Source organism: Gilliamella apicola, from assembly GCF_003202915.1.
GTDB classification, from domain to species: Bacteria; Pseudomonadota; Gammaproteobacteria; order Enterobacterales; family Orbaceae; genus Gilliamella; species Gilliamella apicola_Q.
In genome coordinates, this window is sequence record NZ_QGLP01000010.1 from 208,368 (window position 1) to 234,923 (window position 26,556).

Genomic DNA, 26,556 nt, shown 5'->3' on the forward strand with positions numbered 1-26,556 from the left:
AAAAATATACACTTTTTACCAAACAACTACAATCTGTTCTTTTATTATTAATAAATTTTCTATCCAACCTAAACTTTTTATTATTTTGGTCGATAAATTGAAGGATAAAAGAATTCACAATAGGATAATTAATCATGGCAATGAATGTATTAGGGGTTGGTTCTGGTTTAGATTTAAATGAAATATTAGATAAATTAGAAGCTTCTGAAAAAAATCGCCTAACCCCAATAAAAGCGCAACAAAAAGCAGTTAATAATAAAATAAGTGGTTTTGGTAAATTAAAAAGTGCACTATCAACATTCAACAGTGCAACAGCGAAATTGCAAAAAAAAGAACTCTTCCAAGCTCGCACAGTGATAGGCAGTGATAACTACTTTACTAGCACTGTTAGTAGCAATGCACAATTAGGTAATTATGTGATTAATGTGGAACAACTTGCCACTGCTCACAGCGTTACCACCAACGCCATTAATGATAAAAATATAGCGTTAGGCAATAATAATTCAACACGCACAATTACCATTCAACAAGCCAATGGCAACAGGTTAGATATCTCATTAGCTGAAGATGAAACCTCTTTAGAATCGATAGCTAACGCAATTAATCAAGCCCAGATTGTTAATGCAGATGGTTCAACCAGTGACTCAACCGTAAATGCGACGATTGTACGTTCAGGAACCAATAGTTATCAGCTAGTTATCACATCGAAAGAAACTGGTGAACAACAAGCCATCACGTCTATATCATCAGATGATAATAACCTCAATTCATTAATTGGTTTTGATATTAATCAACCAAGTACATCGGCAATGAGTCAGGTAGTTGAAGCGAAAAATGCCAAATTTAACTTTAACGGTATTGCTATTAATAGTAGTTCCAATACAGTTAAAGATGTTATTCCTGGTGTTGATATCAACTTAAAAGCGGTAACAACCACCCCACAAAATTTAACTATCACGGCCGACAATGAAAAAGCTCAAGCGGCACTTAAAGAGTGGGTGGAGGCTTTTAATCAGTTAAAATCAACCATATCAACCTTAACTAAATTTACTCCTAGTGAAGCCAATTCAGATAAATTGAATGATGATAATGGCCCACTGATTGGTAATTCAACACTACGTAACATAGATCAAAGTATTCGTTCAATATTTGCTAAAGGCCAAACTGGTGAATATTCAGTATTGGCACAAATTGGTATAAATATGGACAATAATGGTAATTTGGTTATTAAAGAAAGCCAGCTGGAAGATGTACTTAAAGAAAACAGTGAAGCGGTAGCAACTTTATTTACGGGTAATGGTGAAACGGGTATAGCTAACGAAATTTTCGCTAAAGTCAGTAGCTTCATCGATAGAAATGGCTCGATTGATAATGCAACTGATGGTTTAAATACCACCTTGAAATCATTAGATAAACGCTATGAGCAAATCAATGATTCAATTGACAAAACCATTGATCTTTATCGTGCGCAATTTACTCGATTAGATGTATTAATCAATGAATTGAATAGTTTAAGTACTTACTTAACTTCACAATTTGATATGATGGCAAATTTGAAAAAATAAAGGACAACACAATGTATAAAATGGGATCTCAAGCTTATAAACAAGTTGATTTAGAAACCAGTGTTAGTCAATCTTCGCCTCACCAGCTTATTGTTTTGTTATTTGACGCCGCTCTTAATTCCATACAATTAGCTAGTTTATACATAGAAAAGGGCGATATTGCTGGTAAAGGAGAAGCCATTTCAAAAGCAATTAATATCATTGATAATGGGCTTAAGAGTTGTCTTGATTTAGAAAAAGGTGGGGAAATTGCCGAAAATTTAGATCAACTTTATCACTATATTATTCATCAACTGGTTTTGGCTAATTTACATAGCGATAAACAAAAACTACAAGTTTGCTTCGATTTGCTTGATAACATTGCGCAAGCTTGGCGAAAAATAGCAGAATAATGAGTGTATCAGTGTTGAACGCCAATTTATTGTTAGAACAATATGAACAACTTAATTATGTTGTTGAACAGATGCTAGAGAATGCGCAACAAGAAAACTGGGAATCATTAATCAATTTACAAGCTAAATATCATCAATTAGCCGAAAATATCCAGCTAAATGATGATATAAATCTTATTAATGATATATCATCATCGCAGCAAGATAGTATTCGAATGTATATCAAGAATATTCTTAGCTACCAACTGCAACTAGAAAAGTTAATTCATAGACGGCATAGTGAACTAGCTGAACTAATTGGTGAACAAGTTGATTATCAAACTAAAATAGATAGTTATCAAAAAATAGCTAACTTAGTATAAATTAATAAAAACTATTGGGTTAATTAGTTAACCAATTAAAAATAGATAACATAAGATTTAAGATTGAGGAAAAGATTTTTGAGTTTTTTTAATGAGTTAAAAACTCCTTTCCTCAAACTTTTTTAATTTTAATTAAAATCAAGCATACTTTTTACTCACACCAATAATTAAGATACTTCACAATAATTCACATCTTTTAATAGAAACAATAATTTGGTGACGGAGTTCACTATAATGACATCCCCCCAAAAGACTCTACTTTTGTATAAATTATTTCCCCCTTTTTATCTTAGGAATTTTCATTAGTCTTTCATGCAATCTATTTCTAAAAATATGACGTTATTATATGACAAGATATAAATAAATCTTTAAGTAACTAGATATAGCAAGAGTTTAAATACTGACACACAAACCTATATTTAGTAATTAGTTGATATGCTAAATAGTAATTAACTGACAACTACTATTATTTTTTTCAACCCTTTTCCATCATTCGCAATAAAATCTATATGTAGATCAAATTATATCCATTATATACAAGATAATAAAAGGCTATTGGTTTTAGAGCACTATTTTAAAATACGATAACGATAAAATCGTCACAATCAGTATCAGCTATAAATAAAAAACTAATTAATGATTTAAATTATAACAAGGCGAGGGGAAACAGGGGGAGAAGTAGACTAACTATTTTTAGTCAATAAAAATAAATATGTTATGCCAACTTTTTACAAAAATTGGCAACTCATTAACGACACTATTTAAACCCAAACACTATCGATTAACTTGAGTGTTACCGATCGAATAAAGGTCTAAACATTCATATTCATGATTTCTTGATATGCAGCCACTAGTTTATTACGAACTTGAACACCAAATTGTAAAGAAACAGAAGACTTTTGCATACTAACCATAACTTCATTCAATGAGATATTCGGTTCTCCCATCTCAAAAGCTCTAGCTTGCTTACTAGCCTCTATTTGTGTTTGACTAATTTTATCTAATGCCATTTTTAATTCAGCAACAAAACTATATTTGTCGTTTATTGGTTGTTCTGGTGAAAAACCTAGATTGGTTAATATTGCAGGGTTGAAAGCCTCGATACTATTCATAATAACAAAGTTCACTTATTCTTCTTAATCAAATTACCCGCTAAATTATCATAAAGGAAACAATCTAAAAGCGATAACTAAAGGGTAAAGCGTGTGCTTTTTTAGCTATTGATTTTTTTAAATACACAGATAATAAACCATAGAATTAATCTAACCTGTTTAGAATTGGGAAACATATGGATAGCCAGACTGAGGGTAACAAAGGCGAATCAATATTGAATAAGTTACCGTTTATCAATCAATTAAAACAAAATCAAAAAATGCTACTCCTTATTATAGGAGTAGTTTTAATTGCTGTAAGTAGTATTGCCTATTTATGGCTTAAAAGCGATAATTATGGTGTTTTATTTAGTAATTTAAATGAAAAAGATGGCGGTGAGATTATCAGCCAACTTGATAAGATGAATATTCCTTATAAATTTTCATCTTCAGGCACAGCCATCTTAGTTCCAGAAAATAAAATTTATGATACTCGCCTGCGTGTTGCTCAAATGGGTTTACCAAAAGGCGGCTCTATCGGTTTTGAACTACTCGACAAAGAAAGTTTTGGTATGAGTCAGTTCAATGAACAAATCAACTATCAACGAGCATTAGAAGGCGAACTATCAAGAACGATCTCAATCATTAGTAGTGTTGATGATGCCAGAGTCCATTTGGCAATGCCAAAACCATCTTTATTCGTTAGAGAGAGAAAATTCCCTTCCGCATCAGTCGCATTAACGTTATTACCTGGTCGTAGTCTATCACAAGGCCAGATTGATGCCATTATCCATTTAGTTTCGAGCAGTGTACCGGAACTACAAGCGGATAAAGTAACTATCATCGATCAAAATGGTAATTTATTAACGGGTGAAAAATACCGTGACGCTATTGTTAATGTTGCACAGCTAGAATATAGCGAACGTGTTGAAAATTTAATCCGTGAAAGGGTTGAGAAAATTATTATACCGATTTTAGGTAAACAGAATGTTAAGGTACAAGTTAATGCTGAGATTGACTTTAGTCGCCAAGAATCAACATCTGAAATCTATGATCCTAATAGCGATGTTGCCAATCAAACTATTCGCAGTAAGCAACAAGTACAGAACCAAGAAATAGCTTCTAGTGGTACTATAGGCGGTGTGCCAGGCGCTTTATCCAATCAACCAGTGCCAACCCCAAGTGCTCCAATTGATGGAGAAGCGGCAAATGATAAAGACGGCAAACAAAAAATGTATCATTCACAATCGAATAGTACGTTGAATTTTGAAGTTAATCGCCAAGTTATTCACAGCAAAATTCCAGAAGGGCGTATCAAGCGTTTATCAGTAGCCGTTTTAGTTAATTATAAATTTATCACAGCCGATGAAGCCGCATCTTTAAATGAAGAAAATTCAGAAAGCGAAAATTACCCAACCGACCAATGGGTAGAATTAAATGAAAAGGAACTAACGCATATTGAAGCGCTTGCCCGTCAAGCTATGGGCTTTTCAGACTCGCGTGGAGATTCATTAACCGTAGCTAATATGAAATTCACAGATCAAAATGATGATAGTGACACAACTGCATTTTTCCAATCACATGAAGTTTTCGACTTTTTGAAAACAGCGATTAAATATCTGACCTTAATCTTCATTATCTGGTTAGCATGGCGTAAAGTGTTACGTTCAGTATGGCTTAAGATCCAAAGACAATATCTTATTAAAACTGATAGCACTTCAGTTGAGAGCCCAATAATAACTGAAGATAAGCTTGATTATAAAGCTCATAGTAAACTACAACAGAAAATTCTTGAAGATAATATGCAACAACAGCAATACATTCGAAAAATTGTCGAAAAAGATCCGCGCGTAATGGCATTAATTATACGTGGTTGGATGAATAAGAAGGACACCAAGTAATGAGTTTAACTGAATCTCAAAAAGCAGCGACAATTTTAATGATCTTAGGTGAAGAGCTAGCTGCAAAAGTAATGCAATATTTAAATCAGAAAGAGGTACAACAAATTAGTAGTGCCATGATGGGGTTACCGCAATTAACTCAAGAACAACTTAAAAATATTCTTAATGAGTGTCAAACAGCACTTGATGATTGCGCTGTATTAAATACCGACACTAACGGTTATTTGCGAACAATCCTAGAAAAATCACTTGGCACTGAAAAAGCCGGTCACATACTTGATGAACTGTTAGGTAATAATATTGAAGATACCACAGATGGTTTAAAAATGCTCAATTATGTGGAAGCAGCTCAAGCCGTTGATTTAATAGAGAAAGAACATCCGCAAATTATTGCTACTATATTAGTTCATTTGGACCGTGAATTAGCTGCTGATATTTTAAATTTATTTGATGACGATTTACGCAATGACGTAATGGTACGTATTGCAACCTTCGGTGGGGTAGAACCTTCAGCATTAGAAGTGTTATCAACATCATTATCAACCTTACTACATGGACAAAATGTGAAGCTTAACAATATGGGTGGCATCCGCACCGCAGCAGAAATCATTAATCTAATGAAATCGCAGCAAGAAGGACTTGTTATCAATGCAATACGTGAATATGACGATGAACTTTCACAAAAAATTATTGATGAAATGTTCTTGTTTGAAAATCTGGTTGATGTTGATGATAAGAGTATCCAACGTCTTATCAAAGAAGTGGATAATGAGACTTTAATCATCGCGATGAAAGGTGCAACAGAACCGTTACGCGAAAAAATATTATCAAATATGTCTCAACGTGCTGCATCAATATTACGCGAAGATTTACAAAACAGACCACCTGTACGCTTATCACAAGTTGAATCTGAACAGAAGAAAATTTTGGAAATTGCTCGTCGTTTAGCTGAAACAGGTGAGATAATCCTAAGTAATGATGATGAAGAATATGTATAACCAAACTAATTCATCAAGTTGGAAACCGCTACACTTCCAAGATTTAGCGATAACAGAACTAACACCATCAACCAACCAAGACAAAATAGAAGAGTTGGAAGAAAGCGAGCATCAGCCTGAAGCAGAAATGCAAGAGAAGGCTGATGATGTTATTGATATTAATAGCCCTGAAATAGTGCTAGAATTAGAAAATATCAAACAACAAGCAAGAGAAGAAGCCTATCAAGAAGGCTTTAATGTTGGCAAGCAAACAGGTTATGAGCAAGGGTTAGAAATTGGTCAACAGGAAGGGCGTGAAAAAATAGAGCAACAGCTAACTGAAGAAAAATTAAAAACTTTAGATATAATCAAAAAATTAGCAGATAGCTTTCAACAATCTATAAATCAAATTGATGAAAAAATTGTTCCAAAGCTGTTTGATCTAGCTTTAATCGCTGCCCAAAAGACGATTGGTTCTCTATCTGAAGTTGAGCAAAGACAATTAATGTATACCATAAAATCATTAATTGAACAAAACACTGTTGTTAATCCACCGATTGTGGTAAAAGTAAATCCTAAGGATTTTGTATGGCTTGAACCTCTAATAGATGATAAATTGCAACAAAATGAATGGCAATTTATTGCCGATGCTAATATTGAATTAGGTGGTTGCAGAATATTTACCCAAACTAATGAAATCGACGCAAGTGTAACTACTCACTGGCAAATCATTTCAGACAGTGTGCATGGAGATGAGCATTAAAGTGGAATTTTGTACGCAATGGGCAACTAAAATTGAAAGTGCGAAACAGAAATTACAATCTGCATCATTAATTCGCCAATATGGTCGATTAGTTAAAGCTTCTGGCCTAGTTTTAGAAGCCGTTGGTCTAAAATTACCATTAGGATCCAACTGTTTTGTTGAACGACAATTAGATGGAACCATCCAAGCTGTTGAATGTGAAGTAATTGGTTTTAAAGGTAAAACTTTATATTTAATGCCATTTGAATCTACCGACGGCATATTATTAGATGCCCGAGTTTACACATCACGATACGATTTAACGCATTTTAGCCACAAAGTTTTGCCTTTAGGTATAGGTTTATTAGGTCGGATTGTTGATGCAATGGGAAAACCACTCGATGGTAAACCACTACCTGAAAATATTGAATATGAAGGTTTAATCAATAAAACACTCAACCCACTAACAAGAGCACCTATTCATCAAATTCTTGATGTTGGCATTCGTGCAATCAATGCATTATTAACTGTTGGGCAAGGTCAGCGAATGGGACTCTTTGCTGGTTCTGGTGTGGGTAAAAGTGTTTTGCTGGGCATGATGGCTCGCTATACCAAAGCCGATATAATTGTAGTTGGTTTAATCGGTGAACGAGGTCGAGAAGTAAAAGATTTTATTGAAAATATTTTAGGTGAAGAAGGTTTAGCACGCTCTGTTGTTGTTGCTGCACCAGCCGATGTATCGCCATTATTACGTTTACAAGGTGCAGCATACGCCACTAAAATCGCTGAAAATTTTCGTGATCAAGGATTTAATGTCTTACTCATCATGGATTCCTTAACCCGATACGCCATGGCACAACGTGAAATAGCTTTAGCAATCGGTGAACCGCCAGCAACTAAAGGCTATCCACCATCAGTATTTGCCAAATTACCAGCATTAGTTGAAAGAGCCGGTAATGATGCAAAAGGTAAAGGTGCTATTACCGCTTTTTATACCGTGTTAACCGAAGGTGATGATCAACAAGATCCAATTGCTGATTCTGCCAGAGCCATCCTTGACGGTCATATTGTCTTATCCCGTTCACTTGCCGAATCGGGTCATTACCCTGCTATTGATATTGAAGCTTCAATCAGCCGAGTGATGACAGATCTCACTAAACCAGAAGATGAAAAAAAATCACGGGTATTTAAACAATTATTTTCAAGCTTCCAACGAAATCGTGATTTAATTAACGTTGGTGCTTATATACCAGGAACCGATCCTATATTAGATAAAGCAATTTTGCTTTATCCTGCTATGCAGCAATTTTTACAGCAAGGTATTTATGAGCATTGTAGTTATCAAGAGGCTTATCAACAATTAGTCAGTATTGTAGATTCAAACTGACAAATTAGGAAAGAATAATGAACAATCAATATAATAGTAAATTTGCCTTTTTAACATTAAAAAAGTTAGCTGAAAAATCAGTCGATGACAAATTGATAAAATTAAAATATGCGCACGACAACAAATGTAATGCACAATCACAACTTAACGTTTTAAATGATTATTATGAAGAATATCAACAACGCCTGAATAAGGCTTTATCAAAAGGTATTAATGGAGCGGAACTAAGTAATTTTAATTCCTTCCTTTCAGCGATAGAACTAGGTATAGCACAACAGAAAAAGCTATTATTAACCTTAGATATTAAACAAAAACAGATCACTAATGAGCTTAATAAATCACAAAAAAGCCTCAAGACCTATACCACATTATTAGATAAACAAGATAAAAAACAAATGTTACAACAAATTCGTTTACAACAAAAATTAACAGATGAATTTGCACAACAGCAGTTAACAAGGAGAATTTTGAATGAATATTAATAAACTTAGCGATATACCATTAATATCATCTCAACCGTTGGAATTTAACGACAGCGAGTTATCTGTTATTGAAGACGATTTTTTTCGACAATTGTTACAGTTCACTGAAAAACAGCAAGATTTAAGTGACAATAAAAAACTAATCAATTTAAACTCGCTCAAAGAAAAGCTAAATAGGGAAGAAGATAGCAATAATAGTGATGAATTATTCATGCTGTTTGCATCACCACTCAATTTGCAAGCCGAACAAGAGTCAACAATGGCTATCACTAACAGACAGACTATTGAACAGATAGATGAGAATAAACCATTGTTAAAAGGGAACACTAAGGCCAATGATTCACTTCTTGATGCCAAGCTTGCCAATAATGTAAAACAACCAACCAGTATCGATCAAAAAGCGGCAGAGATCCTTACTTCTATCAATAATAGTGAACAATTTATCAACAAAGCAAATGATCAGCATAAAACCTCAAAAAATATAAATTTAGTTGAATCGGCAAAAGCAGATCAAACTTTACCAAACAGCAACCTTACTAAGACTCAAAGCAGTAATAGCTTTAACAATTTACAACAAAGCGTTGCCAACAATCTTGCTGATAACAAAATCATTAATTCTAATCAAGAAATAGCATTAGTAGCATCAGGAAATAGCCAAAATCTATTATCTACATCAACGCCAATTGCTGAAAAGCAACTTTTTGATAGCAATATCGCTAATACCAACCAAGAACCAACATTAGTGACAGCTGGAAGTAGTCAAAATCAATTATCCTCATCAACACCGATTACCGAAAAACAACTTTTTGATAACAATAGCGCTAATAACAATCAGGAATCGGTATTAGCGGCAGCTGGAAATGGTCAAACGCCATTATCCACTGCAACAATGGTTAATAATACTAACCAAGATCCTGCATTAATTACAGCGGAAAATAGTAAAATATCGGCAACAATTGTTGATAACAATATTGCCAAGAACAACCAAGGATCAGCGTTAGTTACAACGGAAAATAATCAAAATCTATTATCTACATCAGCATCGCTTTTTGAAAGCCAATCTACTGATAGTAAAATTGCCAATACTAGCCAAGAACCAGATGGTCAAAATCTATTATCCACATCATCATCAATTTTTGAAAACCAAGTTATTGCTAGCAAAATCGCCAATACTAACCAAGAACCAGAATTAGTAACAGCGGTAAATGGCCAAAATCTATTATCGACTTCAACACCACTAGTTGAAAAACAGACAACATTAGACTTAAATTTACCGATGCCAATGGATGTTGCAAAATGGCAAACCGCATTAAATGAAAAAATTAGCTTAATTTGTCGTCAAGGTATTCAAAATGCGGAAATAAAATTACATCCGGAAGAACTTGGTTCACTGCATATTAAATTAGCACTTATTGATGACAAGATGAACCTGCATATGGCTGTTGCACATAACATGGTTAAAAGCGTTTTAGAATCAGCACTACCACAGTTAAGAACTTCATTGGAAGAACACGGTATTACATTACAACAGACCGATATCAGTGATTCTTCAATGATGAATGATTCCAAACAGTCTTCACCTTATAAACAAGAACAACAATCAAAAACAGAACAGTTATTAAATGAAAAAAATCAATCTTTACCTAAACCTGAACATCGCTCAAATGTCACGCAGTCAGGATTAAGTATTTTTGCCTAAATAATAGTATTTAATGCAAAATTAGATTTAGATAACTAAATATCAAAAAGGTTGAATAGGTAATGTTTTTACTGCCTATTCTTCAAATTAATTATTAAAGCATGATTTATTATTTCGGTAACTTTTGGTTATTTAGATAGTTATAAAGATTTCGTTAAATTTCATTGAGACAATAATAAATATGGAAACTACAAATAAAAAAGTAAGTGTTTTAAATGTGATACTTATTTTAAATACTCTAGTAGCAACAGGTTTCGCTGGTTATTTATGGTTACAAAGTCAAGCTAGAAATATGGCTAATGCTCAGTTAGAGCCTGAAGTGTTATCACCAGTGTTTTTAACATTAAAACCGTTCACTATTTCACTACCGCCATCTGAAGACAATTTAGAAACCAATAAAATTCTTTATGTTGGTATTGTATTGCGTGTCGCTGATAAAGAACAAAAGAATATATTATTAGATTATCTACCTGAAGTAAGAAGTAATGTATTACTTTTAACTTCTAAACAGTATATTAATAATTTAAAGACAGAATCAGGCAAACTTGAATTACAAGAACAGATAAAAGCGGCCTTATCTCGCCAATACGATACAAGACGTTCAGTACAAGTTGATGAAGTTTTATTCACTGATTTTATTGTAAGGTAGTTATCATGTCTGATGATCTTCAATCTAATACCGATATAAGTGAACCTTCAGCAGAGTATTCACAAGAAAATTCAGCAAACATAAGTAATAATGATGTAGAGCAGAATTATCGTTCACCGCAAAGTAAACGGAATGAAGTTAAACCTTATGATATATCAGTTAAACATAACTTTATCCCTGAGCGGCTACCCGCGTTAGAAATTATTAATGAACGCTTTGCACGTCAGTTTAGAATTGGATTATTTAACTTATTACGCCGTAATACTGATGTTATTACATCGCATATTGAATCGAAAACGTTTAAAGAGTTTTCTAGTGTTTCGGCTCTCAATCATTTAAATTTAGTTCATCTTAACCCTTTACGGGGAAGTTGCTTATTTTCATTTTCGCCAGAATTAGTTTTTATTGTCGTTGATACGCTTTTTGGTGGGGATGGACATATATCGAATGTTTATAAAAAAGAGCGAGAATATACGCACACCGAACAAGAAATCATTAGACGGGTGTTAAATCTTGCCTTAACCACTTACCAAAATTCTTGGATTGATGTCTACAATATCGAAATAGAGTACATTCGTTCAGAAGTAGAAAGCAGATTTACTAATATCACCAGTTCACCCGACGATGTTATATTAATCTCAACATTTTTAGTTGAAATTGGCAACATTAAAGCTAATTTTTATATTTGTATTCCTTATACAATGATTGAGCCAATCAAAGAGCTTTTAATTAAGCCACCGAGCGAAAATCAAACTAACCAAGATGATAACGTCTGGATGAGTTCACTGACTAGCGGTATTAAACAATCAACCGTTGAGCTAGTAGCTAACTTTGCTAATATTCAAACAACAGTTGCCAAATTATTGGCCTTAAAGGTAAACGATATTTTGGATATCGAAAAACCAACTAGCCTTGATGTCACCATTGGTGGTGTACCGGTATTAAAAGGTCATTACGGTAGTGTGAACAGACAATATGCAATTCAAGTAGAACAGATAAGCAACCCAGTTATAGAACAATTGAATGAAGGAGTGTTCAATGAATGATATTCCAAACAATGGTGATGATAGTCAACCAAGTAATGTAGCTAATGAAGAGTCAGTAACCAAAGAGGCTATTTTTGAAACTCTTTCACCACAACCAACAGATATCAAAAAACAAGATATCAATCTTATTTTAGATATTCCTGTTAATCTAAGTGTTGAACTTGGTCGAACCAAAATGACCATTAAAGATTTGTTAAATTTAACTCAAGGTTCGGTTGTTGCCTTAGATGGCTTGGCTGGCGAACCTTTAGATATTCTCATTAATGGTTACTTAATTGCCCAAGGTGAAATCGTTGTGGTTGGTGACAATTATGGTGTACGAATTACCGATATTATGACTCCATCTGAGCGTGTACGTAGATTAAGCCGCTAAAAGCAAATAACTGAGATAACCATGACAGAGCCTGCCCTAACCAACAATGTTCAGACCTTATCGTCTTTTTCGATAGAATCAGGTCTATATAGCCAAATTGGTTCGGCATTTTTTTGTGTAATTGCTGTTATCTTTTTTTTAGGATGGATATTAAAACGATCAGGTTGGAGAAAATCCTCCAAGCAATTCATTGATGTTAAAGCAACATACAATATAAGTGCTAAAGAGCGTATTCTTCTGGTTTATGTTGACCATCAATTACTGGTTGTTGGGGTTACTGCTCAGCAAATGACATTACTACATACTATAAATGAAGAACATACCGAAATGTTATTAGCAGAACCTCAGGGTGTTGAGCAAACATCAAAAAATAAATCATTTAATCAGATATTGCAGTCAGTATTAAATGCTGCAAAAAGGAGCAACTCATCGTGCGGTTAAAACATATTATTTTGCTAAGCTTATTGTTTGTTAACCAATATAGTTTTGCAGGATTATCACCGTTAACGATTGTTGCTCAAACAGCTAATCAAGAAGGGCAAAATTGGTCATTACCTGTTGAAACCTTAGTTTTTTTAACTTTACTGACTTTTATCCCAATTATTCTATTGTTAATGACGAGTTTTACTCGTATCATTATTGTATTAGGATTATTGCGTAGTGCACTTGGCACCCAATCAGCACCACCTAATCAATTAATTTTAGGTATAGCGCTATTTATGACATTTTTTATTATGTCACCAACACTAGATAAAATATATCAAGATGCGTATCTTCCTTATTCTGAACAAAAAATCACCATGGAAGAAGGGCTAGAAGAGGCAACTAAACCGCTTCGCGAATTTATGCTAACTCAAACTCGTGAAAGTGATTTAGCTTTATTTGTAAATATGTCCCATGCTACTGAAATTCAAACTCGTGAAGAAATCCCACTACGAATTTTGGTTCCTGCTTTTGTAGCTAGTGAGTTAAAAACAGCCTTTCAAATTGGTTTTACGCTTTTTATTCCATTCTTGGTAATTGATTTGGTTGTTGCCAGTACCTTAATGGCATTAGGTATGATGATGGTACCACCCGCAACGGTATCACTACCGTTTAAAATTATGCTGTTTGTACTAGCTGATGGCTGGCACCTATTGTTAGGTTCATTAGCACAAAGCTTTTTTAGTTAGCAAAGATAAAGCAGGGGGATCAATATGCAATCTGAATTTATTAGCCATTTCGCCATGCAAGCTATCAAAGTTGCCGGATCAATTGCTGGTCCTCTATTACTAGCGGCATTGGTTACAGGATTAATTGTCAGTTTACTACAAGCTGCAACACAAATTAATGAAATGACCTTAACTTTTATTCCTAAAATTTTGGCTGTCATCGTGGTACTAATTATTTTAGGCCCATCAATGCTAACAACAATGATCGACTATATTAGCCTTGTCATTACGAATATTCCCAACTTAACAAGTTAATTTTAATGGATTTAGCTATTCAGGATTTTTTGAATATTGATTATTTTTCTTGGGTTAGATCAAGTTTTCTTCCTTTTGTCCGCATTTTAGCTTTAATTATGGTCGCACCTATTACTGGTGAAAGAGAAGTACCAAACCGTGTCAAAATAGGTTTAGCAATACTGATTGTGATTGTTTTACCCTTACCAAAGTTAGACGATAATCTTACCATTTATTCACTAATGGGCATCTGGGTCATTGGACAACAAATTATGATTGGCATCATAATCGGTTATTCTGTACAAATCACCTTTATGACTGTTAGGTTTTCCGGTGAATTAATTGGCATGCAAATGGGGTTAGGTATGGCGACGGTTTATGATCCTGTTGGCGGACCATCTACCTCAGTATTATCACGTTTAATTAATATTACTGCCTTATTAGTATTTCTAAGTTTAGATGGCCATTTATGGTTAATCTATGGTTTAGCTAATAGTTTTACTATTATTCCTATTAGTATTTCACCGTTAAAAGAAAATGGCTATTTAGCTTTGATTGAAACCACAAGCCTACTATTCAATAACGGTGTTATGTTGGCGTTACCTTTACTGACGCTATTACTTATTATTAACCTGTCATTAGGTTTATTAAATCGAATCACTCCACAGCTATCAATTTTTGTGGTCGGTTTTCCACTGACATTATTATGTGGGTTGATGATGTTAACTTATTTATTTTCTGTGTTACCTTCATTTGTAGAATTAATTTTAGAAGAGATCTTTTCCTCAATGTCGCGAATTTTGCTTTATCTTGGTGAACCCTCTCCCTAGGTCGATAAACCTTAACGACTATCTATAATTTTTTTAGCAAAATATAATGAAAAAATAGTTTTTGAAAGTCAACAAAAAACATTTATAGATTTATTAATAATTTGGCAATATTGCTTAATCTCCATACATCTATTTTAAAGGTATCAAGGAATTTATATCATTCTTAATGTTTGTTGGAAATTATACAACTTATTACCAAAATATTGAGGAGAGGAAACATTTTCTTTAACGCCAAAAATAGTAGTAACTGAAATGTTATAGAGTTAGAATTTACTTATAGCAAGTAATAAAAAACCGCTGCATAAATAAAAGTTAAACAGCGGCTATAAAGAAGAAATTAATTAAAAAATTTATGGAATTGTAATTTTATCCAATCCCAAATACCGCCGAAGAATCCAGTTTCCTCAACATTTTCAAGAGTAACTAAAGGTTGTTCATTGATAACTTTATCATCTAATAAAAATTGGATTTTGCCAACCGGTGTTCCTTTGCTAATTGGTGCATAAATATAATCATCAATGCTGTATTGTATTTTAACATCCGCTGCACGGCCTTTTGGCACTGAGATATATGCGCCATTGATAGAACCGAGTTTAACTTTATTTTTATCACCATACCAAACTGACTTATTCACTAACGGATCATTCGGTTTTACTGGATTTGCCGTTTCAAAAAACCGAAATCCCCAAGTAAGTAATTTTTTACTTTCTTCTTCACGACCTTTAAATGTTCGACCTCCTAATACGGCCGAAATTAAACGAGTGTTACCATCCACTGCTGATGCCACAAGATTATAACCAGCCGCTGCAGTATGCCCGGTTTTAATGCCATCTACATTTAACGAGGTATCCCATAGTAAACCATTACGATTCAATTGTGGTTTAGAAAGATTATAGGTAAATTCTTTTTCTTTATAAATAGCGTATTCTGTTGGTAAGTCACGAATTAAAGCTTGACCTAACAATGCCATATCTTTAGCAGTTGTATATTGACCTGGTGCATCAAGACCATGTACAGTTTCAAAGTGAGTGTGTTGTAAGCCAATTTTTTTTGCATATTCATTCATTAAATTAACAAATGCACCTTGGCTACCCGCAACATGTTCAGCCATCGCAATACACGCATCATTACCTGATTGGATAATGATACCTTTGTTTAAATCTGCCACCCGAACAGTTTTACCGACTTCTAAAAACATTAAAGACGAGCCTTTTAATACAGGATTGCCTGTTGCCCATGCATCTTTACTAACTAGAACCATATCATCATTTTTAATTCTGCCTGACTCTAAAGCTTGACCAACAACATAACTGGTCATCATTTTGGTTAAGCTTGCTGGGTCACGCTGTTGTTCAGCATTGTATTGTGCTAAAATTTCACCAGACTTGGCATCCATTAAGATATATGCTTCAGCATTTAATTGTGGAATAGCGGGAATAGGAAAAATCATTTCCGCCGAGGCCGAAGAACATATTGCGAGCGACAATAACCCAAAAGATAATTTAAATTTCTTTTTCATTGATAAAAATTCCGTTATATGTTTTTAGATAACATGTATCGATGTGTGTGAATAGACATCATAATGCCAAAACTTGCCATTAAAACGACTAATGATGAGCCACCATAACTTATTAATGGTAATGGTACACCAACAACTGGTAAGATGCCACTGACCATACCGATATTAATAAATACGTAGACAAAAAAGACTAAAATTAAGCCACCAGAAAGTATTCGCCCAAAGGTCGTTTGTGCCTGTGAAGCAATAATTAATCCACGTATAATTAAGCATAAAAACAAGACTAACAAAATAATAGAACCAATAAATCCAAATTCTTCTGCAATAACTGAAAAAATAAAATCGGTATGTCTTTCTGGTAAAAATTCCAACTGTGATTGAGTACCTTGCAGCCAACCTTTACCCCATATTCCACCGGATCCAATTGCCGTTTTAGACTGGAGAATATGATAACCTGTACCATTAGGATCACGCTCAGGATTAAATAATGTTAAAACCCGTTCACGTTGATAATCATGCATTAAGTAGAACCACATAATCGGCAAAAATATCGCGATCAATATCAAGGCAAAAAGAATAAATCGCCAATTAATTCCTGCCAAAAAGATGATAAAAATACCTGACATGATAATTAAAATAGCAGTTCCCAAATCAGGTTGCATTGCTACCAACAGCGATGGTACACCAATAATAGCTAATGTTTGTACGGTAGTTTTCAGCGGTGGTGGACAACCATCACGATGAATAAATTTAGCCACCATTAAAGGCACGGCTATTTTAGCTATTTCTGAAGGTTGAAAGCGAATAACACCTAAATCTAACCAACGCTGAGCCCCTTTGCTGGTATAACCAAAAATATCAACTAATAATAATATAATAATACATACAACATAGAGATAAGGCGCCCATTTTTCATAGGTTCTTGGTGAAAATTGAGCAAAGACAATCATTGCAAAAAAACCAAGTACTATTTGGATCACCCGCTTTTGCATCATATCAATACTTTGACCACTAGCGCTCCATAATATATAAAGGCTATAACCAAGAAGTAAGGTGATAAATAAGCAAAAAAGTGGATCAATATGTATCTTTTGCCAAAAAGATCTCTTAATATTACTCATAATTAATCTTCATGTCCTATATTCGGTGAGTCATCTTTTAATTCTGCTGAGTTATCACCTTCCAGATAATAATCAAGTATCTTACGCGCGACCGCACCACCATTAGAGCTACCTCCTCCACCGTTTTCTAAAACAATGGCCAACGCTATTTTCGGTTTATCATAAGGTGCATAAGCAATAAATAAAGCATGATCACGTAAATGTTCAGGTATGTGATTGGCATTATAGGTTTCGTTCTCTTTTAATCCATAAACTTGAGCTGTGCCAGACTTACCTGCAGCTTGATATTTAGCATCAGCATAAACTTTTCGTGCAGTGCCATGTGAACCAAACATAACTCGATGCATACCTTCTTTTGCTAATGCCCAGTAGGCTGGATTAATATTAATAAGACTGTTGTTTTCCACATATTTTGATGGTTCAATTTTTGGTTGGTTTTGATTGGTATTAATAATGTCACTCTTTTTATATAATAAAAAGTGTGGAGTAAAAGTTTTACCATTATTTATCATTATAGACAATGCTTTAACCATTTGCATTGGCGTTGCTGTCCAATAACCTTGACCAATACCAACTGGAATGGTATCACCTTGTAACCACGATTTTTTATGGCGTTTCATTTTCCATTCGCGACTTGGCATGACGGCACGTGACTCTTCATTAGGAGAAATATCGATACCAGTTCGCTCACCATAACCAAATTTTTTCATCCATAAATTTAAACGATCTATGCCCATATCATAAGCAACTTGGTAAAAGTAAGTATCTACGGATTCTTCAATCGCTCTTAAAACATCAACACGACCATGTCCCCATTTTAACCAGTCTCGGTAACGCCTTTCTGTACCTGGCAGTTGCCACCAACCCGGATCATTAATTACGCTCTTTGGTGAAACAACACCTTCACTCAATGCCGCTATCGAAATAAACGGTTTGACTGTTGAAGCTGGTGGATAGGCACCGAGTAAGGCGCGATTGAAAAGAGGTTTACTTGGATCATTTAGTAACTCTTTATATTTTTTACTTGAAATACCACCAACAAAGTCATTTGAGTCATAACTTGGCGTCGAAACCATTGCCAACACTTCACCATTATTGGGATCAATGGCCACCACTGACGCTTTACGACCAGCAAGCAATGATTCAATATAGAGTTGTAATTTCAGGTTAATAGATAAATAGATATCTTCACCCGCTTGTGGTGGATGTTGTTCAAGTAAACGAACAATACGACCTCGGCTATTTACTTCAACCTTTTCATTACCAGCAGTACCATGTAAGACATCTTCGTAATATCTTTCAATCCCCATTTTACCAATATTAAATGTGGCCACATAATTACTAGCTTTATTTTGTTCTTCTAGGCGTTGCTTATCTTGAGAGTTTATTTTGGATATATAACCAAGAATATGAGTGAGCGAAGAGCCGTATGGATAATATCGATGTTGAATTTTAACAATAGATACAAATGGGAAACGATGCTGATCAACAATAAAACGGGCTATCTGCTTATCGGTTAAATTTTCTTTAAGTGGTACTGGACGATGAGCTCGATAATTTCGTCTTTCCTTTTGAAAATTTTCGATATCTTCATCAGTTAAATCAACAATTTTTTTTAATTGTTCAAACTGTTCGTTAAGGTTTTTAGTTTTATCAGGAACTATATTAAGTTGATAAGTAATATTATTTATCGCCAATGGCGTGCCATTACGATCATAAATCATACCGCGACTAGGCGGAATTGGGATAATTTCAATACGATTATTGTTTGATTTAGTACTGTAATAACTAAAGTTTAAAATTTGCAAATCAGCTAAATTAGCTAATAATACAAAAACTAATAGAATTATTACCACAAACGCAAACAGTGCTCTACGCAGAAATAGATTTGTTTCTGCTGAGTGATCGCGAATATTGCCTTTTTGATTTTTACCTGAAATAGAGATAATCTAGCTCCTCTAAATTCTGTTTATGACTGTTGTTGCTTGTGTTCTTGTTGTTCCCATTTTTCATAAGCATTAACAATTCTAGCCACCACAGGATGACGCACCACATCTTCGCTCTTGAAAAAATTAAAACTAATATCATCAACCTCGCTTAACACTTCTATCGCGTGACGTAATCCCGATTTTTGATGACGCGGTAAATCAATTTGAGTAATATCGCCTGTGATCACCGCTTTAGAGTTAAAACCAATGCGGGTCAAAAACATCTTCATTTGTTCTATAGTGGTATTTTGACTTTCATCAAGAATAATAAAAGCATCATTAAGAGTTCGTCCACGCATGTAGGCTAATGGAGCTACTTCAATAACACTTTTTTCAATCAGTTTTTCGACTTTTTCAAAACCAAGCATTTCAAATAATGCATCGTAAAGTGGACGTAAGTAAGGATCAACTTTTTGACTTAAATCACCGGGTAAAAAACCAAGTTTTTCACCGGCTTCTACAGCAGGGCGGGTTAACACAATTCGACGAATTTGTTGTTTTTCCAGTGCATCAACTGCAGCAGCAACAGCTAAATACGTTTTACCCGTACCAGCAGGGCCTATACCAAACGCAATATCATAATCTAATACATGGGCAATATATTGTGCTTGATTAGGCGTGCGTGGTTTTATCACGCCACGCTTAGTTTTTATCATCACTTGTTTATTGGCATACATATCAACATAAGAAGGTAAGTGCTCACTAGCTTTTTCTAGTGCACCTGATTCTTTGATCGCTAAATGTATCTGTTCCGGCTCAATATCAACAATCTTATCTTTTACTTTAGTTTGCTTATAGAGCGATTGTAATATTTCAGACGCCGCTTTTATACTGATTGCATCACCAGTTACAGCAAATAAGTTACCTCGATGATTTATTTCAATTCCTAAACGGCGTTCGAGTTGTTTTATATTGTCATCATAAGGACCACAAAGACTATTAAGCCGCTGATTATCAGCTGGTTCGAGCATTGTTTCATATGTCGTAATATTCAAAGATATGTCCTCAAATTGTTTATTTTAATTACCAATACGTCCTTCACATAAAGAGCATTTTTCAATACCTTTTAGGAAATCCATATTGCAATTATGGCAAGTAACAATATTGCCACCAACTACATTATCCACCGCACTAGTTGCTTGGTCGTTATCTAATCCTTGGCTTTTTAATTTATTCACAACCATTGTAATCGGTGTGCCACCTTTTAACTCTTGTTCAATATAAGAGGCAACTTGTTGTTCAAATGTAGGTGGAATATACTCTAAAACCTTTTCATTATAATCAGAATTACAATGTTGGCACTTAATATATCGACCTAAAGTTTCATAATCAAAAATAGGAATAAAAAATAAAGTAAAATATTTAGCTACCTTTATTTGCGTATACTGTTGCTGTTTTTGATCGCCGGTAATATTCTGCTGAGAACAACAGTTTGGGCAATTAAATTGTCCTGTATTTTCTGTGACTTCACGTCCTTTGGTACCAAATATAATAAACATTTTCTTTTCCTTACTAATTTATTATCATCTTTTATTATTATTTTAATTACTCTACTTTTTATAATTATGGTTGATAAATACCAACACCTAAATTATTTTCTTTACGAGTACGAGATATAACCGATATTGGTGATTCACTCACCCGTAGATCCATCTGATCTTCAGTTCTCACTACTTTACCACGTAATGAGTTAGGATAAACATCGGTAATTTCAACATCAACAAATTTACCAATCATATCCGGATGGCCTTCAAAATTGACAATGCGATTATTTTCTGTTCGACCAGTTAACTCCATAAGATCCTTTTTAGAAGGGCCTTCAACTAAAATACGTTGTACCGTATTTAACATACGACGACTAAATTGCATTGCTTGTTGATTGATTCTTTCTTGAAGAATATAGAGACGTTGTTTTTTCTCTTCTTCAGAAACATTATCTTCCATTTCCGCAGCGGGCGTACCTGGGCGAGCAGAATAGACAAAGCTGTAACTTAGATCGAAATTAACATCAGCGATTAATTTCATGGTTTGTTCAAAATCTTCGTGAGTCTCACCAGGGAATCCAACAATAAAATCTGAACTAATTTGAATATCAGGACGAACTTTACGCAATTTGCGAATAATTGATTTATATTCAATTGCCGTATGAGTTCGTTTCATTAAATTTAAAACTCGGTCAGAACCACTTTGTACTGGTAAATGTAAAAAGTTAACCAGTTCTGGTGTATCACGATAGACATCAATAATGTCATCGGTAAATTCAATTGGATGGCTAGTTGTGAAGCGAATACGGTCAATACCATCAATAGCAGCAACCAAACGTAACAGTTCAGCAAAAGAACAGATATCACCATCAAAGGTTGGACCGCGATAAGCATTGACATTTTGACCTAATAAATTAACTTCTCGCACCCCTTGTTCAGCAAGTTGAGCTATTTCATATATGACATCATCACAAGGTCGGCTCACCTCTTCCCCACGGGTGTAAGGAACTACACAATAAGTACAGTATTTATTACATCCTTCCATAATTGATACGAAAGCTGTAGGACCTTCACTACGCGGTTCCGGTAAACGGTCAAATTTTTCAATTTCAGGAAAACTAACATCAACCACATGATGACCATTACCATTACGAATTTGTTCAATCATCTCTGGTAAGCGGTGAAAAGTTTGTGGTCCAAAAATAATATCGACAAAAGGCGCACGTTTACGAATATGTGCACCTTCTTGTGATGCCACACAACCACCAACACCAATAATAATATTAGGATTATGTTGTTTTAAATTTTTCCAACGGCCTAATTGATGAAAGACTTTTTCTTGGGCTTTTTCTCGAATAGAACAAGTATTTAATAATAAAATATCGGCTTCTTCAGCATTATCAGTTAGAGTTAAACCATGGGTGGATTCAAGGAGATCTGCCATTTTGTTTGAATCATATTCGTTCATTTGGCAGCCCCAAGTTTTGATATGTAATTTTTTGCTCATCAATAACTCAGCTATATTTAATTGTTAAAATGAAAACGGGTTTAAATCCGCGATTTTAGCGTGCTATATTGTAATCCTTTGTGATTGTAGGGTCTATAATTAATATAAAAAACTACATTTGTTACCTCTTATACAAAAATAGCTGATTAGTAATTTATCTATCGATAAAACAATTGAATATGATAATGATTATTTTTAATATTGTTATATTATATGCTATTATCCTTATCCTATTAATATTACTAATATAAAAGTATTTAGGTATGTCAAAAACATTTAGTCCAACAAAGCGTTTTTTGATTAAAGGCGTTATTGCGACTTGTTTGTTGTCGGTTACTCGAGTTGGTTTTGCTGCGAAAATGGCTCAAGTTATTGCTGTGCGTGTTTGGCCGTCATCAACCTATACACGAATAACATTAGAGTCAAACATTAAACTTAACTATAAATGTGCACAATTATTCAATCCAGATCGAATGGTTATTGATATTGATAATCTCAACTTAAATCCAACATTAAAGGCTATTTCGACCAAAATATTAAATAATGATCCTTTTATTAAATCTATCCAAGCGACACAGTTAGCGCCAAGTACTGTTCGTATTATGGTCGAATTAAAACAAGACTTTTATCCAAATACATTTACATTGTCACCAATTGCTGAATTTAAACATCGATTAGTTGTTGATCTTTACCCATCTAAATCAGCCTCTGCTGACGATGATCCTTTGCTTACCCTTTTAGAAGAGTATCAAAGAGGTGATCTAAATAAAAAACAGGCACAAATAAAATCACCAACCAATAAGAAGAAAAATGCTCCTATTATTGTTATGCTTGATCCTGGTCATGGAGGAGAAGATCCAGGAGCTATTGGTTACAAAAAAACCCGAGAGAAAGATATTGTTTTACAAATTGCTCGGCGAACCTATAACTTGCTTAAAAAAGAAGCAAATATAAAAGTGTATATGACACGTAATGAAGATGTGTTTATTCCTTTAAAAGTTCGTGTAGCAAAAGCAAGATCTTTAAATGCCGATCTATTTGTATCTATTCATGCAGATGCTTTTACTAACCGTTCCGTTAGAGGGTCATCGGTATTTGCTCTATCAACCCGTGGAGCAAGTAGTTCTGCAGCAAGTTATTTAGCACAAACTCAAAATGATGCAGACCAAATAGGTGGTGTTAGCCGCAGTGGTGATAAATATTTAGATAATACTATTTTAGATTTAGTCCAAAAGACCACTCTTTCCAATGGTGTATTATTAGGTAGTGCTATTTTAAATCGAATGAAAAAGGTAAATAATTTACATAAACCGTCGATCGAAAAGGCCGGTTTTGCCGTATTAAAAGCCCCAGATATTCCATCGGTTTTAGTAGAAACAGCTTTTATTAGTAATATAGCCGAAGAGCAAAAACTCAAAACCACTTCCTTCCAAAATCAAGTATCTAAAGCCATAGTTGAAGGTATTAAGGATTATTTGAAGAGACGTAAAAATTGATCTAAAAATGATTAGATCAATTTTCCATTTACTCAATTATCATTAAACGTCGTTCAGCATCCAATTCCGGTACGGATAGTTTTATATTTTGTTTAAGCATAAATCCTTCAGGGATCGCATCAAGATCACTGCTTTTTAATGCATAGAAAGATCCTTGCTGATTAGGAAGATGTTTACACCAAATTAGCATATCTTGCAAAGAAGCGAATGCTCGACTGATTACGCCATCAAATTTTTTTTGATTATATTCTTCAATACGGCTTTGAATTGGTTGAATATTCTTTAATTTTAATTCAAATTGAACTTGTTTTAAAAAACGGATCCTTTTACCTAAACTATCAACCAGATCAAATTGCTTATCTGGATTAATGATGGCTAAAGGGATCCCTGGTAATCCTGGCCCCGTTCCCACATCAATAAAAGTATTGCCAACTAAATAAGGCGATACCACTAAACTATCCATAATATGTTTAATTAGCATCTCACTAGGATCTCGTACCGCGGTTAGATTATAAGCCTTATTCCATTTATTAAGCATCTCAACATAATTGATCAACTGATCAATTTGCTCAGAAGTGATCAAAAGATCCGTTTGATCAATAAGATTAATGAGTTTCTTTTTTAACATAGTTTTTCTTTTTTAAATAAACTAATAACATTGAAATAGCTGCCGGTGTAATACCAGAAATACGAGAAGCTTGACCTATTGAAACCGGCTTATGTTGTTTTAATTTAGCAACGACTTCATTAGATAACCCTGATATTTCTGCATAATCAATATGCTCAGGAATAAGGGTTTCTTCATTACGTTTTTGTCTTTCAATTTCTTCAATCTGTAATTTTATATAACCGTCATATTTAACTTGAATTTCAACTTGTTCTGCAGCTTGATTGTCGGTTAAGCCAGGTGCAAAAAGAGACAAGGACTGTAGTGTTTTGTAGCTCATTTCAGGGCGTTTAAGTAACTCTTCACCATTGGCCTCTTTGGTGAGATTAGCACTTAATACCGCATTGACTTCATCAATAGTTTCAATATGAGGATGAACCCAAATGTCACGAAGACGAGATCTTTCTTGTTCAATCGCTTCAAATTTTTCGTTAAAACGTTGCCAACGATAATCATCAACCATGCCTAGTTTTCGTCCTATTTCGGTTAAACGAATATCAGCATTATCCTCACGCAACATTAGACGATATTCAGCACGAGAAGTAAACATACGATAAGGTTCGTTAGTTCCTAACGTACAAAGATCATCAACTAATACACCTAAATAAGCTTGATCACGTGTTGGATACCATTGATCTTGATCATATACAAATCTTGCCGCGTTTAAACCAGCCAACATTCCTTGTGCAGCAGCTTCTTCATAACCGGTAGTACCGTTGATTTGACCGGCTAAAAATAAACCTTTGATCACTTTGCTTTCTAATGTAGGTTTAAGATCACGAGGATCAAAATAATCATACTCAATCGCATAACCTGGTCTTACTATATTGGCGTTTTCCAATCCTTTCATACTACGAACAAACGCTAATTGAGTATCAAAGGGTAAACTGGTCGAAATCCCATTGGGATAAATTTCATTGCTATCTAAACTTTCAGGTTCTAAATAAATCTGATGCGAATTACGATCTGCAAAACGCATTATTTTATCTTCGATTGAAGGACAATATCGTGGTCCAACACCTTCAATCACGCCGGTGTACATAGGGCTACGATCTAAGCTGTTGCGAATGATCTCGTGCGTAGTTTCATTAGTATTGGTTATATAACATGGGATCTGTTTAGGGTGCTGTTTAGCATCGCCTAAAAATGAAAACACAGGCACTGGATCATCACCATATTGAGTTCCTAATTTTGAAAAATCAATAGTTCTAGCATCAATACGTGGTGGTGTTCCTGTCTTTAAACGTCCCATTCTAAATGGATATTGATGTAAAGATTTAGAAAGACCGATCGACGCAGGATCGCCTGTTCTACCACCGCTATAATTGTCCAGACCTATATGGATCTTACCATCTAAAAAAGTTCCTGTGGTTAATACTACCGATTTTGCTTTAAAAGAGACACCCATTTGAGTAACTACGCCGGTAATTCGATCGTTTTCAATGATCACATCTTCAACAGATTGCTGAAATAACATCAAATTTTCTTGGTTTTCAAGCGTAGTTCTTATAACTTTGCGATATAGGGATCGATCTGCTTGAGCACGGGTAGCTCTTACCGCAGGACCTTTACTGCTATTTAAGATCCTAAATTGGATCCCTGCAAGATCAATGGCATGTGCCATAAGTCCACCCATAGCATCAATTTCTTTGACTAGGTGTCCTTTACCAATCCCACCAATAGCTGGATTACATGACATTTGACCTAATGTATTAATGTTGTGGGTTAAAAGTAATGTTTTTCGTCCCATTCTTGCTGATGCCATAGCTGCTTCAGTTCCGGCATGGCCACCACCAACAACGATGACATCAAAAAGATCTGGATAAAACATAT

25 protein-coding genes and 1 pseudogene are annotated in these 26,556 nt (G+C 34.4%); 17 read left to right on the top strand and 9 right to left on the bottom strand.

Translation table 11 applies throughout. The features are described from left to right. The first annotated feature begins 134 nt into the window (after positions 1-134). Genes fliD through fliT form a run of 3 tightly spaced genes read left to right on the top strand, consistent with a single transcriptional unit; the run spans position 135 to position 2,319 of the window. Positions 135-1,565 (top strand): flagellar filament capping protein FliD, encoded by a 1,431-nt coding sequence (fliD, locus tag DKK79_RS14115; protein ID WP_110424604.1) that lies wholly within the window; start codon positions 135-137, stop codon positions 1,563-1,565. An 11-nt stretch (positions 1,566-1,576) separates the two neighbouring features. After that, complete coding sequence (fliS, locus tag DKK79_RS14120) at positions 1,577-1,957, top strand: flagellar export chaperone FliS (protein WP_034883550.1); 381 nt, start codon at positions 1,577-1,579, stop codon at positions 1,955-1,957. Beyond that, positions 1,957-2,319: a flagellar protein FliT gene (fliT, locus tag DKK79_RS14125; protein WP_034883548.1), complete on the top strand. Its 363-nt coding sequence runs from the start codon at positions 1,957-1,959 to the stop codon at positions 2,317-2,319. The genes fliS and fliT overlap by 1 nt, the downstream gene beginning before the upstream one ends. An 812-nt stretch (positions 2,320-3,131) precedes the next feature. Here the strand turns inward: fliT and fliE are convergent. Then, positions 3,132-3,431 (bottom strand): flagellar hook-basal body complex protein FliE, encoded by a 300-nt coding sequence (gene fliE / locus DKK79_RS14130; protein WP_110424623.1) that lies wholly within the window; start codon positions 3,429-3,431, stop codon positions 3,132-3,134. Between the two features lie 176 nt (positions 3,432-3,607). Between fliE and fliF the strand changes: the two genes are divergently transcribed. The 13 genes and pseudogenes from fliF (at position 3,608) to fliR (ending at position 14,941) form a co-directional block, all read left to right on the top strand. After that, positions 3,608-5,311, top strand: coding sequence for a flagellar basal-body MS-ring/collar protein FliF (gene fliF, locus DKK79_RS14135; protein WP_110424605.1), 1,704 nt, complete (start codon positions 3,608-3,610; stop codon positions 5,309-5,311). After that, positions 5,311-6,309 carry a flagellar motor switch protein FliG gene (gene fliG, locus DKK79_RS14140; protein WP_110424606.1) on the top strand — a complete coding sequence of 333 codons (999 nt, stop codon included), beginning with the start codon at positions 5,311-5,313 and terminating at the stop codon, positions 6,307-6,309. Before fliF ends, fliG begins: the two co-directional genes overlap by 1 nt. After that, positions 6,302-7,051: a FliH/SctL family protein gene (locus DKK79_RS14145; RefSeq protein ID WP_181415333.1), complete on the top strand. Its 750-nt coding sequence runs from the start codon at positions 6,302-6,304 to the stop codon at positions 7,049-7,051. The genes fliG and DKK79_RS14145 overlap by 8 nt, the downstream gene beginning before the upstream one ends. Further along, the gene (gene fliI, locus DKK79_RS14150) at positions 7,041-8,417 is read left to right on the top strand and encodes a flagellar protein export ATPase FliI (protein WP_034883543.1); all 1,377 of its coding nucleotides are present in this window, start codon (positions 7,041-7,043) and stop codon (positions 8,415-8,417) included. Before DKK79_RS14145 ends, fliI begins: the two co-directional genes overlap by 11 nt. Before the next feature lie 17 nt (positions 8,418-8,434). Further along, positions 8,435-8,899 carry a flagellar export protein FliJ gene (gene fliJ / locus DKK79_RS14155; RefSeq protein ID WP_034883542.1) on the top strand — a complete coding sequence of 155 codons (465 nt, stop codon included), beginning with the start codon at positions 8,435-8,437 and terminating at the stop codon, positions 8,897-8,899. Further along, positions 8,889-10,598, top strand: coding sequence for a flagellar hook-length control protein FliK (locus tag DKK79_RS14160; RefSeq protein WP_110424608.1), 1,710 nt, complete (start codon positions 8,889-8,891; stop codon positions 10,596-10,598). Before fliJ ends, DKK79_RS14160 begins: the two co-directional genes overlap by 11 nt. A gap of 181 nt (positions 10,599-10,779) precedes the next feature. Continuing rightward, a complete protein-coding gene (locus DKK79_RS14165; protein WP_034883540.1) occupies positions 10,780-11,247 on the top strand; it encodes a flagellar basal body-associated FliL family protein in 468 nt (155 codons plus the stop codon). A gap of 5 nt (positions 11,248-11,252) precedes the next feature. Next, entirely contained in the window at positions 11,253-12,293 is a 1,041-nt protein-coding gene (gene fliM, locus DKK79_RS14170) for a flagellar motor switch protein FliM (RefSeq protein ID WP_034883539.1), read from the top strand. 109 nt (positions 12,294-12,402) lie between these two features. Further along, positions 12,403-12,666 (top strand): annotated as a pseudogene (gene fliN / locus DKK79_RS14175) (flagellar motor switch protein FliN); the annotation flags it as partial. 21 nt (positions 12,667-12,687) lie between these two features. Then, positions 12,688-13,107 (top strand): flagellar biosynthetic protein FliO, encoded by a 420-nt coding sequence (fliO, locus tag DKK79_RS14180; RefSeq protein WP_034883537.1) that lies wholly within the window; start codon positions 12,688-12,690, stop codon positions 13,105-13,107. Beyond that, on the top strand, positions 13,098-13,838 hold the full coding sequence (gene fliP / locus DKK79_RS14185) for a flagellar type III secretion system pore protein FliP (protein WP_034883536.1): 741 nt from the start codon (positions 13,098-13,100) through the stop codon (positions 13,836-13,838). Before fliO ends, fliP begins: the two co-directional genes overlap by 10 nt. Positions 13,839-13,862: 24 nt before the next feature. Further along, positions 13,863-14,132 carry a flagellar biosynthesis protein FliQ gene (gene fliQ / locus DKK79_RS14190; protein ID WP_034883535.1) on the top strand — a complete coding sequence of 90 codons (270 nt, stop codon included), beginning with the start codon at positions 13,863-13,865 and terminating at the stop codon, positions 14,130-14,132. Positions 14,133-14,161: 29 nt separating this feature from the next. Beyond that, positions 14,162-14,941: a flagellar biosynthetic protein FliR gene (gene fliR, locus DKK79_RS14195; protein WP_220019300.1), complete on the top strand. Its 780-nt coding sequence runs from the start codon at positions 14,162-14,164 to the stop codon at positions 14,939-14,941. Between the two features lie 337 nt (positions 14,942-15,278). On the opposite strand, the gene DKK79_RS14200 is transcribed toward fliR, so the two are convergent. The 6 genes from DKK79_RS14200 to miaB all read right to left on the bottom strand — a co-directional run bounded on the left by DKK79_RS14200 (position 15,279) and on the right by miaB (position 22,560). Continuing rightward, positions 15,279-16,460: a serine hydrolase gene (locus tag DKK79_RS14200; RefSeq protein ID WP_034883534.1), complete on the bottom strand. Its 1,182-nt coding sequence runs from the start codon at positions 16,458-16,460 to the stop codon at positions 15,279-15,281. A 14-nt stretch (positions 16,461-16,474) separates the two neighbouring features. After that, positions 16,475-17,581, bottom strand: a complete 1,107-nt coding sequence (mrdB, locus tag DKK79_RS14205) for a peptidoglycan glycosyltransferase MrdB (protein ID WP_034883533.1) — start codon at positions 17,579-17,581, stop codon at positions 16,475-16,477. Between the two features lie 2 nt (positions 17,582-17,583). Further along, entirely contained in the window at positions 17,584-19,521 is a 1,938-nt protein-coding gene (mrdA, locus tag DKK79_RS14210; protein WP_110424611.1) for a penicillin-binding protein 2, read from the bottom strand. A 29-nt stretch (positions 19,522-19,550) separates the two neighbouring features. Further along, complete coding sequence (locus tag DKK79_RS14215; protein WP_181415334.1) at positions 19,551-20,564, bottom strand: PhoH family protein; 1,014 nt, start codon at positions 20,562-20,564, stop codon at positions 19,551-19,553. A 24-nt stretch (positions 20,565-20,588) separates the two neighbouring features. Continuing rightward, a complete protein-coding gene (locus DKK79_RS14220; RefSeq protein WP_110424613.1) occupies positions 20,589-21,068 on the bottom strand; it encodes a zinc-ribbon domain-containing protein in 480 nt (159 codons plus the stop codon). 64 nt (positions 21,069-21,132) lie between these two features. Then, positions 21,133-22,560 (bottom strand): tRNA (N6-isopentenyl adenosine(37)-C2)-methylthiotransferase MiaB, encoded by a 1,428-nt coding sequence (gene miaB, locus DKK79_RS14225; RefSeq protein ID WP_110424614.1) that lies wholly within the window; start codon positions 22,558-22,560, stop codon positions 21,133-21,135. 263 nt (positions 22,561-22,823) lie between these two features. On the opposite strand from miaB, the gene DKK79_RS14230 reads away from it, so the two are divergent. Continuing rightward, positions 22,824-24,056 carry an N-acetylmuramoyl-L-alanine amidase gene (locus tag DKK79_RS14230; RefSeq protein WP_110424615.1) on the top strand — a complete coding sequence of 411 codons (1,233 nt, stop codon included), beginning with the start codon at positions 22,824-22,826 and terminating at the stop codon, positions 24,054-24,056. 28 nt (positions 24,057-24,084) lie between these two features. On the opposite strand, the gene rsmG is transcribed toward DKK79_RS14230, so the two are convergent. Continuing rightward, the gene (gene rsmG / locus DKK79_RS14235) at positions 24,085-24,684 is read right to left on the bottom strand and encodes a 16S rRNA (guanine(527)-N(7))-methyltransferase RsmG (RefSeq protein WP_110424616.1); all 600 of its coding nucleotides are present in this window, start codon (positions 24,682-24,684) and stop codon (positions 24,085-24,087) included. Then, positions 24,662-26,554, bottom strand: a complete 1,893-nt coding sequence (gene mnmG / locus DKK79_RS14240; protein WP_110424617.1) for a tRNA uridine-5-carboxymethylaminomethyl(34) synthesis enzyme MnmG — start codon at positions 26,552-26,554, stop codon at positions 24,662-24,664. Before mnmG ends, rsmG begins: the two co-directional genes overlap by 23 nt. Positions 26,555-26,556 lie beyond the last annotated feature (2 nt).

Excerpts from the sequence above, each read along its gene's own strand:
- fliD (WP_110424604.1), top strand. The coding sequence starts at position 135 with ATGGCAATGAATGTATTAGGGGTTGGTTCTGGTTTAGATTTAAATGAA.
- fliS (WP_034883550.1), top strand. The coding sequence starts at position 1,577 with ATGTATAAAATGGGATCTCAAGCTTATAAACAAGTTGATTTAGAAACC.
- fliT (WP_034883548.1), top strand. The coding sequence starts at position 1,957 with ATGAGTGTATCAGTGTTGAACGCCAATTTATTGTTAGAACAATATGAA.
- fliE (WP_110424623.1), bottom strand. The coding sequence starts at position 3,431 with ATGAATAGTATCGAGGCTTTCAACCCTGCAATATTAACCAATCTAGGT.
- fliF (WP_110424605.1), top strand. The coding sequence starts at position 3,608 with ATGGATAGCCAGACTGAGGGTAACAAAGGCGAATCAATATTGAATAAG.
- fliG (WP_110424606.1), top strand. The coding sequence starts at position 5,311 with ATGAGTTTAACTGAATCTCAAAAAGCAGCGACAATTTTAATGATCTTA.
- DKK79_RS14145 (WP_181415333.1), top strand. The coding sequence starts at position 6,302 with ATGTATAACCAAACTAATTCATCAAGTTGGAAACCGCTACACTTCCAA.
- fliI (WP_034883543.1), top strand. The coding sequence starts at position 7,041 with ATGAGCATTAAAGTGGAATTTTGTACGCAATGGGCAACTAAAATTGAA.
- fliJ (WP_034883542.1), top strand. The coding sequence starts at position 8,435 with ATGAACAATCAATATAATAGTAAATTTGCCTTTTTAACATTAAAAAAG.
- DKK79_RS14160 (WP_110424608.1), top strand. The coding sequence starts at position 8,889 with ATGAATATTAATAAACTTAGCGATATACCATTAATATCATCTCAACCG.
- DKK79_RS14165 (WP_034883540.1), top strand. The coding sequence starts at position 10,780 with ATGGAAACTACAAATAAAAAAGTAAGTGTTTTAAATGTGATACTTATT.
- fliM (WP_034883539.1), top strand. The coding sequence starts at position 11,253 with ATGTCTGATGATCTTCAATCTAATACCGATATAAGTGAACCTTCAGCA.
- fliO (WP_034883537.1), top strand. The coding sequence starts at position 12,688 with ATGACAGAGCCTGCCCTAACCAACAATGTTCAGACCTTATCGTCTTTT.
- fliQ (WP_034883535.1), top strand. The coding sequence starts at position 13,863 with ATGCAATCTGAATTTATTAGCCATTTCGCCATGCAAGCTATCAAAGTT.
- DKK79_RS14200 (WP_034883534.1), bottom strand. The coding sequence starts at position 16,460 with ATGAAAAAGAAATTTAAATTATCTTTTGGGTTATTGTCGCTCGCAATA.
- mrdB (WP_034883533.1), bottom strand. The coding sequence starts at position 17,581 with ATGAGTAATATTAAGAGATCTTTTTGGCAAAAGATACATATTGATCCA.
- DKK79_RS14220 (WP_110424613.1), bottom strand. The coding sequence starts at position 21,068 with ATGTTTATTATATTTGGTACCAAAGGACGTGAAGTCACAGAAAATACA.
- miaB (WP_110424614.1), bottom strand. The coding sequence starts at position 22,560 with ATGAGCAAAAAATTACATATCAAAACTTGGGGCTGCCAAATGAACGAA.
- DKK79_RS14230 (WP_110424615.1), top strand. The coding sequence starts at position 22,824 with ATGTCAAAAACATTTAGTCCAACAAAGCGTTTTTTGATTAAAGGCGTT.
- rsmG (WP_110424616.1), bottom strand. The coding sequence starts at position 24,684 with ATGTTAAAAAAGAAACTCATTAATCTTATTGATCAAACGGATCTTTTG.
- mnmG (WP_110424617.1), bottom strand. The coding sequence starts at position 26,554 with ATGTTTTATCCAGATCTTTTTGATGTCATCGTTGTTGGTGGTGGCCAT.